Raw genomic sequence first — 22206 nt, forward strand, 5'->3', positions numbered from 1 at the left:
CAAGTTTGCGACATTTGCCTTTACCTGCAAACCTTGTCCTAGAAGGGGATGCAGTGATGACCCGTGCCTCAAAGTGTCGCATTTTCTTGTGAAACGACTATAAGTGTTTACGGGATGCGGCTGTAAACCCACTTGCTCTAAATCTTCATGAGAACCAAACCTTGAACTTTAATTGGTGAACAGGCTGTAGCTTTAGGACACCTCTATAAATTCAAAGTTAGCGGTCGCAGGGGGGCACCCCCGCCCTTGGTTCTAGGGAATCTCGCTTCTCGTTTCTCACTCCTCTAATTCGTCTGAGATTGCTATGGCTAGAGATACCCCAACAAGGACTTGTTACACTTGATGAAGGGAATCCCGAACAATCTTAACCTTCGTGTTAGCCTGCTAAAGGTATTGCGTAACATCCAACTGAGTGATTGAGACCCTCATGAATTCCACCCCCACTTCCGACCTGCGGGCAGAATTGCGCGAAGACCTGCGGGACTACGTTGCCCATCTCCAGGTACACATGGCGTTACAATTTCGCAATTTAGTACCCCCGGTGTCTCCCCAGAGCCAGGATATGCGGGAACAGATGTTGGGACAAACCCAGGCGGACTTGGAAAAGCGGATTTCCCGCCAAATGCTGGGGTAGATGCTGGTCATTGCCCTGGCGAAGGGCGCCCTGCTGGGCGATAGCGTTGCTCGGTTATCCCAGGTGGGTATGGATTTTCGTCCCCTCCTGGCGGCGGATAACCGGTTTTTGCAGATGAACGACCCCCACACGGGCACCCAAGCCCTGCTGGTACGCAACCAGGATGTGCCGGTGTATGTGGCACGGGGGCAGGCGCATTTGGGCATCGTCGGCTATGATGTCCTGCGGGAATCCCAGGCGGAGGTCGCCCAGTTGGTGGATTTGGGGTTTGGTCACTGCCGGATGTCCGTGGCGGTGCGCCAGGATAGCCCCTACACCTGCGCTTTGGATTTGCCCGCCTACAGCCGGGTTGCCACCAAATTCAGCCATTGCGCCCGGGAATTTTTCACCGCTTTGGATTTGCCCGTGGAACTGGTGCCCCTGGCGGGTTCCGTGGAACTGGGCCCCATCACCGGCATGGCGGAAGCGATTGTGGATTTGGTCGCCACCGGCCGCACCCTGCGGGACAACGGTTTGGTGGAGCGGGATGTCTTATTCCACAGCACCGCCCGATTGATCGCCCATCCCCTCAGCTACCGGCTCAACCAGTACGGGTTGCAGGAATTAACTGCCCAGCTTGAGCGCATCCAGGTACATACCGCCCACAAAACCGATCTTGAGCATATTCAGCAACGAGAGCCATAAGCCCACCCGCCGCCGACTATAGACCCAACGGTTCAGGATTTCGGTGGCCAAGAGCAGGACGGCCATCGCCACCACATCAAACTGGGCAACCGCTCCCAGGGTGGTGCTGACGGCACCGGCTAAAAACGTGCCCAGGAAAAACGCCACCAGGTACAGCGACCAACTGGAAAAGGGTAACTTCAGCCACCCTTGCGCCGTTTGCCCCAACTGGTCGGCAATCTGATTAAGCCGGGTTTGTTGCACGACGACTCCGCCACCAGGCCAGGGACGTACTGGCAATAAAGATACTCGAATAGGCGCCACTTAAAAAGCCCACAATCAGGGCCACCGCAAACCAGCGCAGGGTTTCCCCCCCAAACAGCACAATCGCCACCAAACTCAACACCGTGGTCAAGGTCGTATTCACCGAGCGGGTCAAGGTCTGCGCCACCGCCGTATCCACCACCTCCTGGATCGGCCAGTCCCCATGCAGTTTCAGCAATTCCCGCACCCGGTCGTAGATCACCACCGTATCATTTACCGAAAACCCCACAATCGTCAACAACGCCACCACAAAAAGGGTATCCACCTCCACCCCCGCCAACAGACCCAACAGGGCAAACACCCCCACCGTCACCAGCACATCATGGGCCAGGGCCACAAAAGCCAACACCGAATAGTCCACCTGAAACCGGAACGACAAATAAACCCCAATCCCCAGGAACGCCACCACCAAAGCCAACAGGCCACTGACCAAAATTTGGCGGCCAAACGTGGGGCCAATGCTGTCAATCTGGGTTTGATTCAGGTTCAATTTCCCCATCACCTGGGCTAATTTCGCCTGTACCCGCTCCCGTTCCGCCGGTGGCAAAAACCGAGTCCGCAGGGACACCCCCTGCCCCCCGACAATTTGCAAACTGCTATTGGCCAGCCCCAACTCCTCCAAGGCCGCCCGCAGGGGGGGCAAGGTCAACGGCTCAGGACACCCCTGGCGACAATCCCGCTCCAACTGCAACCGCGTACCGCCCACAAAATCAATGCTCGGCCGCAGGGGAAACCCCGTCTGCACCCACAGAATTCCCATCGCCACCCAGCCGACCAAAATCACCGCCAGGGAAATCCCCCACCAGAGGCGTTGGTATTGAGTCACCCGCCACGTCATGGTTGTTGCACCGGTCAGGAACTGAACCAATTTTAGAACGTTTGGGCAACCTACCTGAACTTAATTCGCCGTTCCAGCCCTCACCAAACGGGGTGGGAGCACACACTGACGTTCCTTAATTATCGCCCGGGCCTGGTGGGCCAAATCCGCCAGGGAACGGCATTCAACCGTCAACTGGGGGGTCAAACGTACCTTGACCAAGGGATTGACCAACAGCAATTCCTGCCGTAAGTCGGTCCCCAACACCTGGAACACCGCCAACAATACCCGTTCGTACAAATACTGGGGAATCGCCAGATCACAGCAAAACGGCACCGGTTCCCCCCCCTCCCTGACCAGGGGTTGCTGGATATGCACAACCAACGCCGCCTGCAAAGGGTCATAAATCCGCAGGGACAATTCCTGACCCCCGGTGACCCAGCCCTTCACCCGCAGGGTTTGGTGCCAAGGAAACCGGCAACGGTATTGCCATTGTAATGCGGCAATTTGCGGCGGTTCCGGGGTGGGGGTGATGTGTACTACCAGCCCATCACTCCAGGATTCCCAGGTATGGCTCGGTTGCTCCCACCGGCAACGGACTTCCCAAGTGCCCACCTCCCACCGGCTCCAGGGCATGAGCAGTGCCAACCCCTGCCGGTTGAGGGACACCTCCTGCTGACGGTACCGTTGTCGCCCGCAACCCGTCGGCCAGTACCATTCCACCACAGCGGTTTGGCTTTCCCGCTCCGTCGTCCGTCCCCACAACCGATAGACCCCCGGCACCAGGGGCTTTTCTCCTTGGAGCCAGCAGTAGCTCCGGGGGGCATCCTGCCGTTGGAGCAAAAATTGCCACGCCATCAGGTGACCTGTACTTGCTTTTCCGGGCTGATCAACCGCAGGAGTTTTTGCTTAATTTGGGTGTCGTACACCTCCCATTTCAAATTGGCGTAATTGGGATTGTCATTCAACCCCGCCAAAAACCCCATGGGAATCTCAAAACCCCCCGCCTGGGACCGCCCCCCGCCAAAAAACCGCCCCTGGGGGTCATGCCCAAAAGCCTCTTTCAAAAACTCGTCCGGGTCCAGGGTCAATTTGGTCGTCCGCAGGGAACCAATCACCAACTCCCGCTCCCGGTCCTTGTCATAAACAATGCCATACACCACCGCCGTATGCACATTGTCCTCCGTGACCAAAAAATCAGCCGCCTGGGGAATCGCATCCCGGGCATCGTAGCGCAGATAGCCGACCCCCGCCAGGGAAAAATTATTTTGGATCATGCGATTTTTCAACGCCCGCTCGATCACATCCATCGCCTGTTTACTGCGATTCACCTGGAGAATGGAGCGCAAGAGTTGGGGGTCATAATAACGGCTCAGGTACGCCACTGCCAGCAAATCCTCCTCCTGGGCTTGGAGCAGACCATTGGTGTCCGAGCGGATGCCGTGGATCAAAGCGGTTGCACACTTGATGTGTTCCGCCACATTCCGGTCTAAAACCAACAATTCCCCCTGGAGATACTGGGTCAAAATCGTCGCCGTCGCCTTGATATGCGGGCGAATATCCACAAAATCCGCCGCAATATCCCCCCCCGTATGGTGGTCAATCACCGCCAGCACCGGCAATTCCAGCTGGTGTACCCACTGGGTCAACTGGCTGGTCGCCCCCTGGTTATCCACAAACACACACCCCTGGTAACTCTGCCAATCCCGGTCCTTCAGGGTGGAAGCGGGCCAGTTTTGCACCGGCATCCCGGTCAATTTCACCAGGGCAATATTTTCCTGATGGCTAATGGTACCGGCATACACCAGGTCACAGCGAATGTCATACTGTTGGGCAATCAACAGGTACGCCCAGCCGCAGGAGAGGGCATCCGGGTCGGGGAAATCCTGCAAAATCACCAGATGCCGTTCCCCCCCATGTTTGGTCAGCAGGCGGTGCAGTTCATCCAAACGGTGGTCATTGAAACGCCGGGTTCGTTCCCCGGTCGGGGTCGCCAAGACCATACTGCCCTGATGATTGCCGTTGAGAGCCAGACCATTCGGCGCCGTGGGGCTGTCTTCCACCGCCGCTGTTACCCCAGCTTCAGGTGGGGGGTTCGATGCGAGGACGGGCGGGTTATGTGGGTCGGTCGGTTCGTTATTCATACCAGACCTAACAGAATCAAGAGGGCAATTAACATCAGATTAACATCCCCTTCTTTATAGTTTACCCTATCCCCTAACCCATGTTCCCCAATCAGGGTTTAATAGGCAAAACTCACAGACACCCCTATTCCCGCCGGGCTGAGCGTACCGCCGCCACAAAACACCCCACCCCCGCCGGGGTACTCAGGAGCAAAATCCCCCAGGTCAAGGGTGCCCCCAGTTGGGGATGCCCGTAGCTCAACTCAAACACACAGCCCACAGCGGCAATCGCCAGCACACAGGCACCCAGGAGAAACACGCCGCTCAAGGGGGTCAAAGGACTCATCATGACCGCACCCGCCGCACATCCGCCAGGGAAAACCGGTTTTTGCTCAATTCCTGCGCCAGCGCTAGGGGATTTTCCACCCGGTCCACAAACATCACCCCCTGCAGATGGTCCATTTCGTGCAAAATCACCCGTGCCGTCAGCCCCGTAAACTCCCGTCGGTGCAATTTGCCCCCCTCATCCTTAAAACTCACCGTCACCTGCGCCGGCCGCTTCACCGGTAAAAATACCCCCGGAATGCTCAAACACCCCTCTTCGCCAATCTCACAAGCGTCGCTCTGGGCTTCCAGCACCGGATTGATCACAACCAAAGGCGGCGTAGCGGGATTTTCCGGGTCAATATCCACCACCAACATCTGTTTCAAAATCCCCACCTGGGGAGCGGCTAACCCAATCCCCTGCTTGCTGTACATGGTTTTGAGCATTTGCGCCACCAAGTCCCGCAATTCCTGATTAATTTGGGTGACTCGCTTGGCCGCCTGGCGCAACACCTTGCTACCCAAAAGTTCCACCTGGAGGGGTGGCGTTTTCAACCGAGTTTTGCTCACCGCTAGGGTAGAACTGGTCATGGCACCTGATTCGCAAATCCCTTGTCCTAATGTAGCATGGGGATATTCCCAGTGGCGGGGTAATCATGGCAGAACCCAAACGCACCGTCCGGTTTCAATTTCCCGTAACCCCGGAACGGATACCTCAGTACATTAACATCACTTTGGCAAACCATATCAATGACGATGTGGTGCTGGATTTCGGCTTTCTTGACCCCTTTTGTTTGCCCCCAGCCCTGCCGACCAATGGCTCGGAACCCAGTGGGGTGCTGGTGCAACCGGTGGTGCGGGTCGCCATGAATGCCCGGGTAGCGGAACAACTCTATCAGCAATTGCACAACGTACTGTCGGAACGCCGCCGCCAACGCCTGCCTGGGGTGAAACATTACCCCCATCAACCCCCCACCGTTTAACCCCCTGGGTATGTCCCTGCTGTTGGTGGAAGATGACCGGGAATTGAGCGAACCCCTCACCGCACTCCTGGCGCAACAGGGGTATCAGGTGGAATGGGTCAATGATGGGCAAACCGCCTATACGTTGGCAATGCAAAATAATTATGAATTACTGATTTTGGATTGGATGTTACCGGGTTTGGACGGGTTAACGCTTTGTCAACGGTTGCGACAGCAGGGTTTGGCGACCCCGGTCTTATTTTTAACCGCCCGGGACAGTCTCACCGACCGGGTGCAGGGGTTGGATGCGGGGGCGGATGATTATTTGGTCAAGCCTTTTGCGTTTGCGGAATTGGCGGCGCGGGTGCGGGCGTTACTGCGGCGACCTTTGGCGGGCACCACCCCGACCCGTTTGCAGGTGGGCACCCTGGTTTTGGAGCCAGAACAACGTCTTGCCTATCGGGGAGCGCGGCAAATTGTTTTATCGGAAAAAGAGACCCAACTTTTGATGCTGTTGATGCAACATCCGGGGCAAATTTTGTCCCATGCTCAGCTATTGGCGGGGCTATGGCCGGGGGAATCCCAGGCGGATCGCAATCTTTTGGCGGCGCAGGTGCGGCTGTTGCGGCGAAAATTGGAATGCCCCCCGGAACCGCCCTTGATTCAAACGTTGTATGGACGGGGCTATGGGCTGATCCCCTCCTAACAGTCCTTGGCGGGCATCCGGTAGCCATCCACCCTGGAATGGTCAGGAAAAAATTTGATATTTTATAGTCATTTTGATTTAGAATGCGACACTTTTTAGATATTTGTAATCGCTCTATTTCCTGGGTAGCTCTATCAATTCAAAGTTAGCAGTCGCAGGGGGGCACCCCCGCCCTTGGTTCTGGAGAATTCTTGTTTGTTAATCAAGTAGGATCGCTATAACGCTAATCAAATAGGACTGCTATAGTCTGTTCACCAATTACAGGATGCAAAATTTAGTGCTAATGAGGTGAGAACAAGTGGGTTGACAGCCCTATCCCGTAACCCCTTAAAAGGCTGTAAGGCTCGTAGGGGCATGATCCCCGTTATTGGTTCTGGGGAATTTCTATTGGTTAATTGAGTCGGTTTATCATAGGGCAAATCTTGCAAAAATTTTAGGGGAACAGGCACGCCCGCTCCCCTATCGGATTTAATTAGATTCAGAACCTTTATGGGCTGGTTCCGTTATAAATTGAGATTAAGGTTAAGAACCTAATGGGCTGGTTCCTAAATAAATCACATTTTTACTATCGCATCTCCCTCAACCTGGGTAGGGATTCCTTAATTATTTCTTTATATTGCTGACTGATGGCGAGATGTTAACCGCTGTTACGTTTTATAACGAAGTCGGGGTGGTTGGTTGGCGGGGATTAAAGCGTTCGATTTGGCGAATTTGTTCATACAGTTGCAGTTCTTGGGGGCTGAGTTCGGTGGGGACTTGGATCAGGAGTTCTACGATTTGGTCGCCCCGGGTTTGGTCTTCCCGCAGGTAGCCCCGACCGGGCAGGCGCAGGCGTTGGTGGTTTTGCACCCGGGGGGGGATGACCATTTTCACGGGACCGTCCAGGGTGGGGACTTGGACGTGGGCACCGAGGATGGCTTCGCTGGGGGTGATGGGCAGGGTGCAGTAGATGTCATCCCCTTGCAGGCGCAGGTGTTCGTCGGGGGTCACTTGGATATTTAGGTACAGGTCGCCGCCGTTGTCCCCTTGTTTTTTCAGGCGGATGCGTTGACCCGTGACCATGCCGGGGGGGAGGTTGATTTCCAGGGTGCGTTCCCCCAGGCTGAGCCGATGCCGACCCCCTTTGTAGGCTTGCTGGAGGGATAAATTCAGGCGGGCTTCGATGTCGCCGGGGGATTCCCAGGGTTCGGGGCGGGGTTCACTGCGGCGGGTAAAGCGGGTCAGGAGTTGGTCTAAAAAGTCCTGGAAGTCCAGGAAGCGGCTGTAGTCAAAGTCCGGGCTGGGGCGGGGGGGGGCTTCGCCCTGGAAGCCTTTTTGTTGCCAGTATTGCCCAAACCGGTTGTATTCCGCCCGTTTTTGGCTGTCGGAGAGGACTTGGTAGGCTTCGCCGATGATTTTGAATTGTTCTTCGGCGGTTTTGTCGCCGGGGTTGAGGTCCGGGTGGTAGCGGCGGGCGAGTTGGCGGTAGGCGCGTTTGATTTCGGCGAGGCTGGCGTTGCGGTCCACCCCCAGGATTTGGTAATAATTGCGGAAATTACGCATGGTATTACCAGTTTTCATCGTCCCATTCCCGGCGACGGGGCGGGTTGTCATCCAGGCGGCTCCAGGGGGGGGAGAACCAGGGCACTTCGTCTTCCTGCTGTTGTTGCCGGACGAGGGCGAGCAGTTCCGTCAGTTGTTCTTGCAGGCGACTGCTGAGGCGATCCACTTTGACAAAATCGTTGGCGGCTAAACTCCGGCGCAGGGCTTGGATCAGTTGTTCGATTTTCTGACGGCGTTCCCGCACAAATAGAAAACCGTAGTCCAGGGTCACCTGCCGCAGTTGCCGTTCCGCCCGTTGAATCAGGGCTTCCGCCTTGTGGTATTGCTCCACCCGTTGTTTTTGGGCTTGGTCCATTGGGGCGGCCCGTTCGGCTTCCGCCAGCATTTTTTGTACCTCCGCCTGGGTCAAACTGGCGGCATCCTGCACCGTCACCGTATGTTGCCGCCCAGTCTGCCGGTCTTGCGCCGTGACCTGCAAAATGCCGTTGGCATCAATGTCAAACGCTACCTGCACCTGGGGTAGCCCCTTGGGCGCGGGGGGAATGCCGGTCAACCGGAACCGCCCCAGGGATTTATTGCCGCTGGCGAGGGGACGTTCCCCCTGGAGGATGTGAATTTCCACCGCACTTTGGTTGTCCTCAGCGGTAGAAAAGGTATCCGAGCGGCGCACCGGCACCGGTGTATTGCGGGGAATCAGGGTTTTCATCATCCCCCCGGCGGTTTCCAAACCCAGGGATAGGGGGGTGACATCCAACAGCAGGACATCCCGCAGTTCCCCCGCCAGCACTGCCCCTTGAATGGCCGCCCCCACCGCCACCACCTCCTCCGGGTTCACCCCCTGGCAGGGTTCCTGATGCAGGAGTTCCCGTACCAACTGGCGCACCATCGGCATCCGGGTCGCCCCCCCCACCAACAGCACCGCATCAATATCCTGGGGGGCCAAACCGCTGTCGCTGAGGGCTTGATCCACCGGCAGGCGCAGGCGGTCCAGCAAATCCCCACAGAGGGATTCAAACGTACTGCGGCTCAATTCCGTTTCCAAATGCTGGGGGCCCTCCTCGGTGGCGGTAATAAACGGCAAATTGACCAGGGTGCTTTTCACACTGGAAAGTTCAATTTTGGCCTTTTCGGCGGCTTCCAATAACCGTTGAAACGCCTGCCGTTCCCGGCGCAGGTCAATGCCCGTCTCCTTTTGAAATTGCTCCGCCAGCCAATTCACCAGCCGCTGGTCAAAATCCACCCCCCCCAACTGGGTATCCCCGCTGGTCGCCCGCACCTCAAAGACCCCTTGGCTAATTTCCAGGATGGACACATCAAACGTGCCGCCCCCCAAATCAAAGACCAGGATGGTTTGTTCCTCTTTTTTATCCAACCCATAGGCCAAAGCCGCGGCGGTGGGTTCATTCAAAATCCGTTTCACCTCCAACCCCGCCAACCGCCCCGCATCCCGGGTGGCCTGCCGCTGGGCATCATTAAAATAGGCGGGTACCGTGATCACCACATCCGTCACCGGTCGCCCCAACACCTGCTCCGCATCATCCGCCAATTTCCGCAAAATCATTGCCGACAATTCCTCCGGGGCATATACCTGCTCCATGCGGGGACAAACCACCTCTACCCGGTTGCGCTCCCCCCGTCGAATCGTGTAGGGCACCCGCCGTGCCACCGCTGGCAATTCATCGTAGGTCATCCCCATCAACCGTTTCACCCCATAAAACGTATTTTTGGGGTCCAGTACCGCCTGTCTGCGTGCCAACTGCCCCACCAGCCGCTCCCCTTCCCGGGAAAATCCCACCACACTCGGCGTGGTGCGACTCCCTTCACTGTTGGGGAGTACCACGGGTTTGCCCCCTTCCATCACCGCCACTACCGAATTCGTTGTTCCCAGGTCAATTCCCACCACGCTGGTCATGGGCTACCCTATCCACCTAACAAGAAGTTCCCTGTATCCTATCTTACTGTGAACCCAACAGCAGTCCGGATTCCCCTACTCCTATCCGACCTGAGCTAGTCTAATATGATAGCAATTCAATAATTATCCCTAAATTATCCCTATGAGCGATTCATCCCCAAACTTTTGGCAAAAAGCCAAGGCGAAACTGCAGGACATCACCACCAGCCCCCCGGCGCAACAGGTGAAAAAATTAGCCCAAACTGCCGCCCAACAAATCGGGGAAACTGCCCAGGAACTCCAACAGCAGACGGAAGAATTGCTCCAAAGCGAACGGGTCAAGCATCTGCGTCAGAATGCCACCCAAACCGCCCAAAAAGTTTCCCAACAGACCAGCACGGTTTTGGGACAGGTGACAGAAACCATCAAAACCACCACCGCTGACTTGGTCGATCAGGCGAAAAAACAATTGGATGCTTCCTCTTCAAAACCTGATGCCAACGAAACAGATTTGCCCGGCTTCTGAACCACTAATCATACAATCCTCAACCAAAATGGTATCAAGGTCCTAGGCATACTGCCCCCGAGCTTGGGTTTACAAAATTTTTGTTTGTGAATCAAGTAGGATTGCTATAGAATTGTCGTCTGAGCATCAATAATAATCAAATAAGTTTTTATGCAATCTCTCACCAATACCAAGCAGTTAACCGTTGAGGAATTTCTCACCCTTCCCACTGGCGATATCACCTATGAGTTAGTAGAGGGAAAAGCGGTACCCAAGGATAAACCGATGTCACCCCAGCGTTTTCATGCCTCTTTACAGAAATGCTTGCTGTGGATTTTGGATGGGTGGTGCCGAGGGAAGGGAGATGTTTATACAGAATTAGCGGTGCAACTCCAACGCCAGGGGGATGTGTGGGTGCCTGTACCGGATTTAACCTATGTTTCTTTTGAGCGTTGGCCGGAGCAATTAACCAGTGATGGCCTTTGTCCAGTCGCCCCTGAATTGGTGGTTGAAATTATTTCTCCGACCCAAGGTTTTGGGGAAATGGCACAAAAAGCGGGCGATTATTTAGAGGCTGGGATTCTGCGGGTATGGATCGTTGATGCGGTCGCCAAAAGTATCACCGTGTTTTACCCCGACCGCCGCCCCCACACATTTACCAAATCCCAAAGGATGACAGATGATTTATTCCCAGACTTGGTGATCATTCCCGAAGATATATTTGCCCAGGCACGCATTCCCTAAGCCTAGCGGTAGAAAATCACCCATTGATTTAATCGTGAGAGGGCACTTCTATAAATTCAAAGTTAGCGGTCGTAGCGCCCTTGGTTCCGGGGAATATAGGCATTCCCACGATGGGATTTATGATTGGTTCAAATAAAATAAATAGAGATTCCCTGAAAATAGAATAGGGGTCGCAGGGGGGCACCCCCCGCCCTTGGTTCTGGGGAATATGGGTATGCCAACGATGGGATTTATGATTGATTCAAATTCAAATAAATAGAGATTCCCTGAAAATAGAATAGGGGTCGCAGGGGGACACCCCCCGCCCTTGGTTCTGGGGAATATGGGTATGCCAACGATGAAATTTTTGCTTGGCTCAAATAAATAGAGATGCCCTATAAACCGTAACATTCATCAAGTAGGATAGCGATAGGGTTTAACCGGGTTCTGCTAATAACTTTTCCGTTGTTAATGTCCCATACTCTAAAGTTAGATATTGATTCACCAAATCCCGTAAATTGTAGCTATTCCAAGGCAAAAGTACCGCCCGCAGATTGCGGCTATCACTCACCACCGCTGTTTTCAAATAGAGGGCTAATTTCGGTTGATTTAAGACCAACTGACGCACTTCTAATTCATCCCGAAATGCCGCGATAACTGCACCCTGTTCTACGGCTGTCACCACATCCCGCCAGTGGGGATATTCGATGATCTGCGCCTGGGGAAACCGACGACGGGCAATGCGAGCGTGGGCTGTCTCGGTAATCACTCCCAACCGCCCTGAAAATTGCCGAATGTAGTTCACCAAGGCATCCTGATTTTGGAGTCCCTGTTGCGCCAGTTGCAAACGATTGAGTAGGAGGGCATCCCGCATCACCAGGTAGGGTTGGGAAAATAAACCCCTCGTGGCACGTCCGAGGGTAACGGTCAGTTTGGAAATCGCCACATCCGCCTGGTTGGTGTACACCAGTTCCGCTACCTGGTCAAAGGTCTGCGCCGTGCGGATAAATTCGGGTTTTACCCCCAGGGTGGCCGCTAAATTTCGGGCTAAATCCACATCCACACCCGTCAGTCGCCCTTGAGCATCCTGGGCAAAAAAGGGGGGGTTGTCCTGTCCGAGCATCGCCACCCGTAGGATACCCCGCTGTTGGATGGCTTGAATATCCGGTGCTAAGGCTAAAGCCGGGTCAATCCCCAGGATGCCCCATCCGAACACCACCACCAATAGGCAACAGAGATAGTTCCACATCCAGACGCCTCGATGATTTGGGAATGAGTGGGTGTAGGGGCGGAACCCCCCGGACTGATTTTTCCAGAATTTCAGCATCTTGAGCATGGAAGTTTTTGCTGGTTCTGAATTAATATACCAAGCTGGAAAGCACCTTTATTCTATTTTTGAGAGTTTCACTTTACTAATGTTGGCATGGGACATAATTTTAACAAACCTCTCTCCCTGAAAGGATTTTGGGCGTTGATCATCATACGACATCATTATTTACTTAAAACTCTCTTTTTTATTATGGGTTATGTAGTGATCCTGCTTGATTTACATTAGCTTGCGTGCCGTAGGCATACAAAAATTTTCCAGAACCATACACCGCAGGTGCTGTTTTTACGGGGATATTCCCCGTACAACCCCTATTCCATTTGCATTTGTCTATTCTCATTTAGGATTACTGTATATCCTCGGCGGGGACATTTTTAATCTCGTACCAGTATTCTCAACGTTATTTCTGCACCACTTCACTTTTGGCTTTTTCCCTGCAATCTTCTGGCATCATAGGAAGGGGGCTACCCTGGGAAACTGTGCAGTTACAGCAGGTCATTATCACCTACAAGGCCAACGACCCGGAGAGTAAACGCTGGGCGACTCGCTGTGAGCAGGAATTGACCGCTCGGGGGGTGCGGGTGTTGGTGGGGCCGAGTGGACCGAAGGACAACCCCTACCCGGTGTTTTTGGCTTCGGCGCATCAGGGGATTGATTTGGCGATGGTGCTGGGGGGGGATGGGACGGCCTTGGGGGCGGCACGGCATCTGGCCGGGGAGGGGATTCCCCTGTTGGCGGTGAACATCGGCGGGCGGTTGGGGTTTCTCACGGAACCGGCGGAGGTACTCTACGACACCCAGACCGTCTGGGAGCGGTTGGCGCAGGATCGCTATGCGGTGCAAAAACGGATGATGGTGCAGGCGCAACTGTTTCAGGGCAATCAACGACCAGGGGAACCCACCAGCGAGGTGTTTTGGGCGTTGAATGAAATGGCGGTGAAACCGGCGAGTGTGGAACGGCTCCCCACCTGCGTTCTGGAAATTGAAATTGACGGGGAACTCATTGACCAGTACCAGGGGGATGGGTTGATCGTGGCCACCCCTACGGGTTCCACCTCCTATACCCTCTCGGCGGGCGGGGCAATTATGCACCCAGGGATGGAGGCCCTTTCCGTCGTGCCCATCTGTCCCTTGAGTTTATCCAGCCGCCCCTTGATTTTGCCCCCGGCGTTTGTGGTCAGCATTTGGCCCTTGCAGGACCGGGAGTTGAGTACCAAACTGTGGATGGATGGGGTACTGGCCACCAGCATTTGGCCGGGACAACGGGTGGACGTGCGGCGGGCCCAGAAGGATGCCCAATTTATCATCCTGCGGGAAAATTACTCCTACTACCGCACCCTCCGGGAAAAGTTGCAGTGGGCGGGGGCATTGGTGCCCTATCCCAATAACCACCGGGTCTGGTCCTAAATGTATGCGGCGATGGCTCTGGGTGGTGGTCGTTTTGGCAGGCTGTGGCGATGCGGTGGATTCCCCGGAACAGGCGGTGCGGGAATTTTTACGCTACGGCCCAGGCAGTCCCACCCCCAGTTATACCCAAATCCAATCCCGCCTATGTAACCGGGTCGTGGACGGGGTACCGCTCCCCCAACGGATACTGCGTTTGTACGACACCCTCGATGACCTGGAATTAACCGTGGATTACGCGGGCGTGGATTTGACCACCCAGATCAGCGGCAATCGGGCGACCGTGCGGGTAACGGGTTCCGTAAAACGTACGGAAAAAGGGGTGGTGACGACCCAGCAATTGACCGGAGAAGACCAGGTTTTGACCCTGATACGCACCGGGGGACGGTGGCAAATTTGTCCTCCCTGAACGACCCCTTGGGGCAAACTATGGTACGGTTGCTTATTACCAAATCATTGCCCAGAACGGAAACCCCTATGACCAGCCTTACCCCCAGTCCCAGCTTCAGTCTGACCGTGCGCCTGGAAATTCCCAACCGGGCGGGGCAGTTGGCCACCATTTTGCAGGCGATTGGGGAGGTCGGCGGCAACCTCGGCCCGATTAACCTGGTGGACCAGACCCGGCACATGGCGGTGCGGGAAATTACCATTGAGGCCACCAGCCCGGAACACGAAGAACGGATCATTCAAACCCTCAAGGGGTTGCCCCAGGTGCGGGTGCTGAGCGTGGACGACCGTACCTTCAAGCTCCACCAGGGGGGCAAAATTCATTTGCAAAGCAAAATTCCGCTGAAAAATCGGGCGGATTTGGCGATGGCCTACACCCCCGGCGTGGGACGGGTATGCAGTGAAATTGCCCAAAATCCCGACCAGGTGTACCGCTTGACGATCAAACAAAACTGTGTGGCGATTGTCACCGATGGCAGTGCGGTATTGGGGCTGGGGAATCTGGGGGCGGCCGCCGCTTTGCCGGTGATGGAAGGGAAAGCCATGCTGTTTAAGGAATTTGCGGGCATTGATGCCTTTCCGATTTGCCTGGCCACCCAGGATACGGATGCGATTGTCAATACGGTGAAATACCTGGCACCCGTATTTGGCGGGGTGAATTTAGAAGATATTAGTGCGCCCCGCTGTTTTGAAATCGAACAGCGACTGCAACAGGAATTGGATATTCCGGTCTTTCACGATGACCAACATGGCACGGCGGTGGTCACCCTGGCGGCTTTGCTGAATGCCCTGCGCTGGGTCGGCAAATCCCTGGAACGGGTGCGGGTGGTGATCAATGGCGCCGGAGCCGCCGGTTTAGCAGTGGCCAGCCTCTTGCAACGGGCGGGTGCCCAGGGGTTAATTCTGTGCGATTCGCAAGGCATTGTCAGTACCAGCCGTTTCGACCTCCACCCCACCAAAGCCAGCTTTGCCGTTGAGCAAACCGGTACCTTGGCCGATGCCCTCGTGGATGCGGATGTGTTTCTGGGCTTGAGTGTCCCCGGTGCGGTCACCCCGGAAATGGTGATGCGGATGGCCCCCGACCCGGTGGTGTTTGCTATGGCCAACCCGGTGCCGGAAATCCAACCGGAATTGGTGGAAGACAAGGTAGCCGTCATGGCGACTGGACGCAGTGACTACCCCAATCAGATTAACAATGTGCTGGCCTTTCCCGGCATTTTCCGGGGGGCATTAGACAGCCGGGTACGCCATCTCACCCCTGACTTGTATCTGGCCGCCGCCCGTGCCATCGCCAGTTTGGTCGCCCCCCAAGAATTACAACGGGAGTACATTATCCCTTCCGTATTTGATTCACGGGTGGTGCAGGCCGTTGCCCAGTCCGTGAGCCAGTGCGCCCGGGAATGCGGCTTGACCCAGTCCTAGGGACTTGTAATTTCCCGCATCAGGGGCATATAATAAAAGACCGTGACTTTCTAATATCATGGCAAAAACCAAACTCAAAACCCGTAAAGCGGCGGCTAAACGGTTCCAGGTGACGGGAAGCGGCAAAATCCTGCGGCGCAAAGCGATGCGTAACCACCTTTTGCAAAAAAAATCCAGCATCCGCAAGCAACGGCTGGCCCACAAGGTGGAAGTGAACGAGCGGGATTTGGAAAATATCCGGTTAATGCTGGCGAGTTAGTTTTTTAGGTTTCTAGCGAGGGAACACCATGCGAGTCAAACGGGGTAATGTCGCCCGCCAACGGCGCAAGAAAATCTTAAAACTGGCGAAGGGGTTTCGGGGAGCGGCATCTCTGCTGTTTCGCACCGCCAACCAACGGGTGATGAAAGCCCTGCGGAACGCCTACCGGCACCGACGGGAGAAAAAACGGGATTTTCGCCAACTATGGATCGCCCGGATCAACGCTGCCGCCCGCACGGAAGGCCTATCCTACAGCCAACTGATCGGCCAACTGGCCAAGGCGAAGATCACCCTCAACCGTAAAATGTTGGCGCAGATGAGTATTTTTGACCCGGACACCTTTGCCCAAATTGCCCAAGTGGCGAAAACCAACCCCAGCTAATTGGGGTTCTCCAGTCTCGCCGTCAGGATACCTAGCCATCTCGCCTGAGTATGGTGAGGCTATGCCATCGTCAGGACGGTGCTTCCAGGGGCGCAACCCGCTGGTGAAAAACCAGTTCACCCACCCAATCAGGTTACCAAAGTACCGGTTTTCAGCCGCCCCAAGGGGAAATTCCTAGAGCAGTTTTACCTTTTGCAGGAGAATTTTGCTTCCCACAGCGAAAGTAACCAGACCGCCCAGCAGGGCAAAATAGGTGAGAACGCTTGTCATAACTGCCCGTATTTTTGCAACAAGATTTACTATAGCAAAGCCTGAGCCGCTTGTCCTCAGGTTTGTCCGTCCGGGGTATCCCGCTGTGGTCAAGTCTTATATTTTTATTAAAAATTACCATTATCCCCGCCAATCGCCCCGTTCTGGTAACCTGCGGCACTGGATTTTTGCTAAAACCAGGGTAGCCTGATGTCATTGGTTAACTTCTCCGCCCATGAGCCTAGACCAGGTAGAACTCAGCGAGGTGCCCTCAGCCTCCCCCAGCGGAACGCAGGATTTAGTCCGGCTGTATTTGCAAGAGATTGGCCGGGTGGAACTCCTCAGTCGGGAGGAGGAAGTCGCCGAAGCCCAGCGGGTACAGCGATACGTGCAATTGCTGGAATTTGCCCAGGGGGTGGCCCAGGGCAGGCATACGGCTACCCCGGCGCAACAGGCGCTTATGCAGAGGTATTGGCAACTCAGGCAACTGCGGGATCACCTCACTGCCCAGTATGGCCATCGCCCCACCCCGCAACAATGGGCACAGGCGGCGGGCATCCCGGCGGCGCATCTTAAACAAACCCTGACCCAGGCACGCAGTTTGTGGGCAGACTTGGCGGGTTTGACCCCGGAAGCCTTGGGACAAATTGAACAGGAGGGGTTACGGGCGAAAAACCACATGATTGAGGCGAATTTGCGCCTGGTGGTCTCGGTGGCGAAAAAATACCAAAACCGGGGTTTGGAACTGTTGGATTTAATCCAGGAGGGCACCCTGGGGCTAGAACGGGCGGTGGATAAGTTTGACCCCACCAAGGGCTATCGTTTCAGCACCTACGCCTACTGGTGGATACGCCAGGGGATTACCCGTGCCATTGCCACCCAGTCCCGCACCATCCGTCTGCCGGTACACGTGATTGAAAAGTTAAATAAATTAAAAAAAGCCCAACGGCAGGCCGCCCAAGTCCAGGGACACACCCCCAGCCTGCGGGAAATTGCCCAGGAGATGAACATGACCCCGGAACAGGTGCGGGAATTGCTGGCCTGTATTCCCCGGGCGGTCTCCCTGGAAACCCGGGTGGGACGGGAGCGGGATACGGAACTGGGGGAATTGCTGGAAGCCGCCGAGGTATCCCCAGAAGACCAGTTGGTCAGCGAATCCCTGCACCAGGACTTACTGGAATTGATGAATGACTTAACCCTGCGGGAACGGGATGTGATCACGATGCGCTACGGTCTGGGGGACGGTCATGTGTATTCCCTGGCGGAAATTGGCCGTGCCTTGAATTTATCCCGGGAGCGGGTGCGGCAAATTGAATCCAAAGCCATGCAAAAGTTACGGCAACCCAAACGGCGCAATCGGATGCGGGGGTACCTAGACTCCCTCAACTGAGTTAACCCCAGCCGGTAGGGCTATGGCAATCCGAAATGAAATGTGAGAATATCGGTCGCAGGGCACCGCCCCGCACTTGGTTCTAAGAAATTTCTGTTGGTCAATTGCATGGGATGGCTCTATTGAGAAAGCCAGGGGGTCGCAGGGCACCGCCCCGCCTTGGTTCTAAGAAATTTCTGTTGGTCAATTGCATGGAATGGCTCTATTGAGAAAGCCAGGGGGTCGCAGGGCACCGCCCCGCACTTGGTTCTAAGAAATTTCTGTTGGTCAATTGCATGGGATGGCTCTATTGAGAAAGCCAGGGGGTCGCAGGGCACCGCCCCGCCTTGGTTCTAAGAAATTTCTGTTGGTCAATTGCATGGAATGGCTCTATTGAGAAAGCCAGGGGGTCGCAGGGCACCGCCCCGCACTTGGTTTTAAGAAATTTCTGTTCACTAATCAAGTCGGATTGCTATATATAGTCGTTTCACAAGAGAATACAACACTTTGAGGCACTGGTAATCACTGTATCCCCTTCTAGGAAAGGGTTTACAGGTAAAGGGGAATGTCGCAAACTTGCTTGAAATTACTATATCCATGCCACACAAGCGATCCGTTTTACTTTCATCCATCCTGAACCATACCCCAAGTTGTTGAGAACGATTTTACAAACCGGCCCTATTTAGCTATCAATAATTAGGGGTGTTTTGGGGACACAGATAACCATGTATTTCCGACCGGGATTGTTTATGGCATTGCTGGGAGGCATCCTGATCCCAGGGGTTATGGGTTTAATCCTGTTGGGATTGCCCGGTTTATTTCTCTACGATTTCGTGATTGGACTATTGGGCTGGCCGAGCCTCAAAGACCTAGACCAATCCACTAGCCCGCCCGGCACAGTCTATTGGGGGGTGGGATTGGTGCTATCTTTTCTCTGGCCGTTTGGTATCCCCGTGGGTTACGCCCTCGCCACACTGGCACCTTTACCCCGGCTGTGGATGCGCTGGGGATTCGGCATGGTGGTTTTTTGCCTGTGGTGTGGGCTGGCTGTGATCATCCTCCATCAACGCACCCTGGCTGGAAAATAAACATAGCAATTTCAAACAATCTATGGGAGCTGAAACCCTTGACTTTTTGCGTAAAAGGTTTTATCTCACAATTCAAGTGTGATGGCTATAGAATTTCAAGCCGCCACCCGTACCAAATCCGCCCCCAACCCCCGCAATTTTTCCTCCAACCGTTCATAACCCCGATCCAGATGGTGCAATCCGCTGATCACCGTTTCCCCCTGCGCCGCCAACCCCGCCAACACCAACGCCGCCGAAGCCCGTAAATCCGTCGCCGTCACCGGTGCCCCGGAGAGAAATGGCACCCCCTGGATCACCGCATGGTTGCCCTTCACCCGGATATTCGCCCCCAACCGTTGCAATTCCGCCACATGGCGCAGGCGATTCTCAAACACGGTTTCCGTCACCACACTGCTCCCCTCACTCAGGGTCAATAGAGCCATAAACTGCGCCTGCATATCCGTCGGAAAGCCGGGAAAAGGCAGAGTTTCAATATCCGTGCCCACATACACCCCCGCCCCTGGTTGCACCCGCACCGCATTGGGAGCTTCCACCGTCACCTGAAAACCAATCTCGTTCAATTTGGCAATCACCGGGGTCACATGCTCAGGAATCACCGGCGTAATCCACACCTCCGAACGGGTAATCGCCGCCGCCACCATAAACGTCCCCGCCTCGATCCGGTCAGGAATAATGCTGTACTCGGTACTGTGCAAACGGGGTACCCCCACCACCGTAATCGTTTTGGTGCCCGCCCCCCGGATTTTCGCCCCCATAGTGCGGCAGAAATTCGCCAAATCCACCACCTCCGGCTCCTGGGCGGCATTTTCGATCACCGTTTCCCCCTCCGCCAACGTCGCCGCCATCATCAGGGTTTCCGTCGCCCCCACACTGGGGTAATCCAGATAGATACTTGCCCCTTTCAACTTGCGGGCATAGGCGTGCACCATCCCATGTTCAATCTGCACCACCGCCCCCAGCGCCTGCAACCCCCGCACGTGCAGTTCCACCGGGCGCGCCCCAATCGCACAGCCCCCCGGCATCGGCACCCGCGCCACCCCCAACCGGGCGAGCAGGGGACCAATCACAAAAAAACTCGCCCGCAATTGGCTGACAACCTCGTAGGGCGCCAGCGAACGGTGTAAATGGGTCACATCCAAATCCAACGCCCCCCGGTCATAACGCACCTTCACCCCCAGGGCGGTCAACACCTGCCCCATGCGATGCACATCCACCAAGTTGGGCACATTGCGAATCCGGCATTCCTGGGAACACAGCAACGCCCCCGCCATAATCGCCAGGGCAGAATTTTTCGCCCCATTCACCGCCACTTCCCCCCGCAGAGGCACACCCCCCCGGATACGCAGAACCGCATCCGCCTTGAGCAATTCCCCAACCTGGCTGGTCATATTTTTTACTCCTCAACACCCAATCACAACGGTTTTGCTTCCACCCACCCTGGTCTCATCTTACCCCAAACCGCCATAAAATCAAGGGGTAGGGGGGGATGCGGGTATGGTCAACATACCAACAGGTGGCTGGAGACGGGGCACGGATTGTCGCACCAAGGCAGTGAGCGCAGTGGTCTTGGCATCATAAATACTGGTCACCAAGCGGGGATACAGCCCAATGCCAATGATCGGCACCAGCAGACAGGCGATGATAAACACCTCCCGGGGTTCCGCATCAACCAGTTTTTCATGGCTGACCAGTTCCTCGTTCTCTGGTCCGAAGAAAATTTGCCGCAACATGGACAGCAGATAAATGGGCGTGAGAATCACCCCCACCGCCGCCAACAACAGCACCAACGCCTTAAACGGCAACGTATAGGCATCGCTAGTGGCAAACCCAATAAACACCATCAATTCCGCCACAAACCCACTCATCCCCGGCAGTGCCAAGGAAGCCAGCGAGCAAGCCGTAAACATGGCGAAAATTTTGGGCATTTTTTGCCCCACCCCGCCCATCTCCTCCAGGATCAGGGTGTGGGTACGGTCGTAGGTTGCCCCCACCAGGAAAAACAAACTCGCCCCGATTAACCCATGCGAGACCATTTGCAGTACCGCCCCGCTCAAACCCGTGGTGGTAAAAGAAGCAATCCCCAGCAGGACAAACCCCATGTGGGAAATGGACGAATAGGCAATTTTGCGCTTCAGATTCCGCTGGGCAAAGGAAGTCAGCGCCGCATAGATGATATTCACCACCCCCAAAATCGCCAACACCGGCGCAAACAACGCATGGGCATCCGGGAGCATCCCCATATTCATCCGCACCAGGGCATAGCCCCCCATCTTCAACAAAATCCCCGCCAGCAACATATGCACCGGCGCCGTGGCTTCCCCATGCGCATCCGGCAACCAGGTATGCAGGGGGAAAATGGGCAGTTTCACCGCATAGGCAATCAAAAACGCCGCATAACACCACAACTGCAACGCCAGGGGATAGGACTTGAGTGCCAAATCCCGCATATCAAAACTGATATTTTCCCCATAAAACGCCATCGCCAGTGCCGCCACCAGGATAAACAAAGACCCCACCGCCGTATAGACAATGAACTTATTGGCTACATACTGCCGTTTTTTCCCACCCCAAATCGCCAGCAGGAGATACACCGGGATCAATTCCAACTCCCACACCAGGAAAAACAGCAGAATATCCTGCACCGCAAACACGGCAATCTGCCCGCCGTACATCGCCAGCATCAGAAAATAAAACAGGCGGGGTTTCAAGGTCACCGGCCAAGCCGCCAAAATCGCCAGGGTCGTAATAAACCCGGTCAGCAGTACCAGCGGCATGGACAACCCATCCACCCCCACCGACCAATTCAGACCAATTTGGGGCAACCAGGCATACCGTTCCACCAACTGCAATTCCGCCGAATCCAGGTCATACCCCTGCCAAAACGCATAGGTAATCAGGGCAAAATCCACCAACCCCACGGTCAGGGCATACCACCGCACCGTCCGCCCGTCCTTATCCGGCAGTACCGGGATCAGCAAGGATGCCACCACCGGCAGGAGAATCACCGTCGTCAACCAGGGAAAATCCGCCACGCCCTACCTCCACC

Annotated in this window: 24 protein-coding genes; 13 read left to right on the plus strand and 11 right to left on the minus strand. The window is 55.3% G+C overall.

The window, feature by feature from the left end:
* The first annotated feature begins 427 nt into the window (after window positions 1–427).
* Entirely contained in the window at window positions 428–634 is a 207-nt protein-coding gene (locus MLD66_RS03020; protein ID WP_247215457.1) for a hypothetical protein, read from the plus strand.
* Window positions 635–1318, plus strand: a complete 684-nt coding sequence (gene hisG / locus MLD66_RS03025) for an ATP phosphoribosyltransferase (RefSeq protein ID WP_247215458.1) — start codon at window positions 635–637, stop codon at window positions 1316–1318. It abuts the gene before it with no gap.
* Here the strand turns inward: hisG and MLD66_RS14615 are convergent.
* The 6 genes from MLD66_RS14615 to def all read right to left on the minus strand — a co-directional run bounded on the left by MLD66_RS14615 (window position 1238) and on the right by def (window position 5476).
* Window positions 1238–1561: a DUF565 domain-containing protein gene (locus MLD66_RS14615; protein ID WP_247215459.1), complete on the minus strand. Its 324-nt coding sequence runs from the start codon at window positions 1559–1561 to the stop codon at window positions 1238–1240. The genes hisG and MLD66_RS14615 overlap by 81 nt on opposite strands.
* Complete coding sequence (gene secF, locus MLD66_RS03035; protein WP_247215460.1) at window positions 1542–2459, minus strand: protein translocase subunit SecF; 918 nt, start codon at window positions 2457–2459, stop codon at window positions 1542–1544. Before secF ends, MLD66_RS14615 begins: the two co-directional genes overlap by 20 nt.
* A 60-nt stretch (window positions 2460–2519) precedes the next feature.
* Complete coding sequence (locus MLD66_RS03040; RefSeq protein ID WP_247215461.1) at window positions 2520–3296, minus strand: hypothetical protein; 777 nt, start codon at window positions 3294–3296, stop codon at window positions 2520–2522.
* Window positions 3296–4582, minus strand: a complete 1287-nt coding sequence (locus MLD66_RS03045; RefSeq protein WP_247215462.1) for a bifunctional oligoribonuclease/PAP phosphatase NrnA — start codon at window positions 4580–4582, stop codon at window positions 3296–3298. The genes MLD66_RS03040 and MLD66_RS03045 overlap by 1 nt, the downstream gene beginning before the upstream one ends.
* A gap of 124 nt (window positions 4583–4706) precedes the next feature.
* Window positions 4707–4910 (minus strand): hypothetical protein, encoded by a 204-nt coding sequence (locus MLD66_RS03050; RefSeq protein ID WP_247215463.1) that lies wholly within the window; start codon window positions 4908–4910, stop codon window positions 4707–4709.
* Window positions 4907–5476: a peptide deformylase gene (gene def, locus MLD66_RS03055; RefSeq protein WP_247215464.1), complete on the minus strand. Its 570-nt coding sequence runs from the start codon at window positions 5474–5476 to the stop codon at window positions 4907–4909. Before def ends, MLD66_RS03050 begins: the two co-directional genes overlap by 4 nt.
* 65 nt (window positions 5477–5541) lie before the next feature.
* Between def and MLD66_RS03060 the strand changes: the two genes are divergently transcribed.
* Both MLD66_RS03060 and MLD66_RS03065 read left to right on the plus strand, forming a co-directional pair.
* Window positions 5542–5868, plus strand: a complete 327-nt coding sequence (locus tag MLD66_RS03060; protein ID WP_247215465.1) for a hypothetical protein — start codon at window positions 5542–5544, stop codon at window positions 5866–5868.
* A 10-nt stretch (window positions 5869–5878) separates the two neighbouring features.
* Window positions 5879–6553: a response regulator transcription factor gene (locus tag MLD66_RS03065; protein WP_247215466.1), complete on the plus strand. Its 675-nt coding sequence runs from the start codon at window positions 5879–5881 to the stop codon at window positions 6551–6553.
* 654 nt (window positions 6554–7207) lie between these two features.
* Here MLD66_RS03065 and MLD66_RS03070 read toward each other — a convergent pair.
* Window positions 7208–8095: a DnaJ C-terminal domain-containing protein gene (locus MLD66_RS03070; RefSeq protein ID WP_339397027.1), complete on the minus strand. Its 888-nt coding sequence runs from the start codon at window positions 8093–8095 to the stop codon at window positions 7208–7210.
* A 4-nt stretch (window positions 8096–8099) separates the two neighbouring features.
* Entirely contained in the window at window positions 8100–10007 is a 1908-nt protein-coding gene (gene dnaK / locus MLD66_RS03075) for a molecular chaperone DnaK (protein ID WP_339396884.1), read from the minus strand.
* Window positions 10008–10149: 142 nt separating this feature from the next.
* Between dnaK and MLD66_RS03080 the strand changes: the two genes are divergently transcribed.
* A complete protein-coding gene (locus MLD66_RS03080; protein WP_247215468.1) occupies window positions 10150–10512 on the plus strand; it encodes a hypothetical protein in 363 nt (120 codons plus the stop codon).
* A gap of 150 nt (window positions 10513–10662) precedes the next feature.
* The gene (locus MLD66_RS03085; protein ID WP_247215469.1) at window positions 10663–11235 is read left to right on the plus strand and encodes a Uma2 family endonuclease; all 573 of its coding nucleotides are present in this window, start codon (window positions 10663–10665) and stop codon (window positions 11233–11235) included.
* Between the two features lie 415 nt (window positions 11236–11650).
* Here MLD66_RS03085 and MLD66_RS03090 read toward each other — a convergent pair whose 3' ends face one another.
* Entirely contained in the window at window positions 11651–12463 is an 813-nt protein-coding gene (locus MLD66_RS03090) for a transporter substrate-binding domain-containing protein (protein ID WP_247215470.1), read from the minus strand.
* A 557-nt stretch (window positions 12464–13020) separates the two neighbouring features.
* Between MLD66_RS03090 and MLD66_RS03095 the strand changes: the two genes are divergently transcribed.
* The 7 genes from MLD66_RS03095 to MLD66_RS03125 all read left to right on the plus strand — a co-directional run bounded on the left by MLD66_RS03095 (window position 13021) and on the right by MLD66_RS03125 (window position 19160).
* A complete protein-coding gene (locus tag MLD66_RS03095; RefSeq protein ID WP_247215471.1) occupies window positions 13021–13947 on the plus strand; it encodes an NAD(+) kinase in 927 nt (308 codons plus the stop codon).
* A 4-nt stretch (window positions 13948–13951) separates the two neighbouring features.
* The gene (locus MLD66_RS03100) at window positions 13952–14353 is read left to right on the plus strand and encodes a hypothetical protein (protein WP_247215472.1); all 402 of its coding nucleotides are present in this window, start codon (window positions 13952–13954) and stop codon (window positions 14351–14353) included.
* A 68-nt stretch (window positions 14354–14421) separates the two neighbouring features.
* Window positions 14422–15813 carry an NAD-dependent malic enzyme gene (locus tag MLD66_RS03105; RefSeq protein ID WP_247215473.1) on the plus strand — a complete coding sequence of 464 codons (1392 nt, stop codon included), beginning with the start codon at window positions 14422–14424 and terminating at the stop codon, window positions 15811–15813.
* Between the two features lie 58 nt (window positions 15814–15871).
* Complete coding sequence (gene rpmI / locus MLD66_RS03110; RefSeq protein ID WP_247215474.1) at window positions 15872–16072, plus strand: 50S ribosomal protein L35; 201 nt, start codon at window positions 15872–15874, stop codon at window positions 16070–16072.
* A 28-nt stretch (window positions 16073–16100) separates the two neighbouring features.
* On the plus strand, window positions 16101–16454 hold the full coding sequence (gene rplT / locus MLD66_RS03115) for a 50S ribosomal protein L20 (RefSeq protein WP_247215475.1): 354 nt from the start codon (window positions 16101–16103) through the stop codon (window positions 16452–16454).
* A 484-nt stretch (window positions 16455–16938) separates the two neighbouring features.
* Window positions 16939–18093, plus strand: a complete 1155-nt coding sequence (sigC, locus tag MLD66_RS03120) for an RNA polymerase sigma factor SigC (protein WP_247215476.1) — start codon at window positions 16939–16941, stop codon at window positions 18091–18093.
* A 728-nt stretch (window positions 18094–18821) separates the two neighbouring features.
* Window positions 18822–19160 carry a hypothetical protein gene (locus MLD66_RS03125; RefSeq protein ID WP_247215477.1) on the plus strand — a complete coding sequence of 113 codons (339 nt, stop codon included), beginning with the start codon at window positions 18822–18824 and terminating at the stop codon, window positions 19158–19160.
* A 95-nt stretch (window positions 19161–19255) separates the two neighbouring features.
* Here MLD66_RS03125 and murA read toward each other — a convergent pair whose 3' ends face one another.
* Window positions 19256–20548 carry a UDP-N-acetylglucosamine 1-carboxyvinyltransferase gene (murA, locus tag MLD66_RS03130; protein ID WP_247215478.1) on the minus strand — a complete coding sequence of 431 codons (1293 nt, stop codon included), beginning with the start codon at window positions 20546–20548 and terminating at the stop codon, window positions 19256–19258.
* A gap of 81 nt (window positions 20549–20629) precedes the next feature.
* Window positions 20630–22192 (minus strand): NAD(P)H-quinone oxidoreductase subunit 4, encoded by a 1563-nt coding sequence (locus MLD66_RS03135; protein ID WP_247215479.1) that lies wholly within the window; start codon window positions 22190–22192, stop codon window positions 20630–20632.
* Between the last annotated feature and the right edge of the window lie 14 nt (window positions 22193–22206).

It is taken from the genome of Synechococcus sp. C9 (genome assembly GCF_022984075.1).
Classification (GTDB): domain Bacteria; phylum Cyanobacteriota; class Cyanobacteriia; order Gloeomargaritales; family Gloeomargaritaceae; genus Gloeomargarita.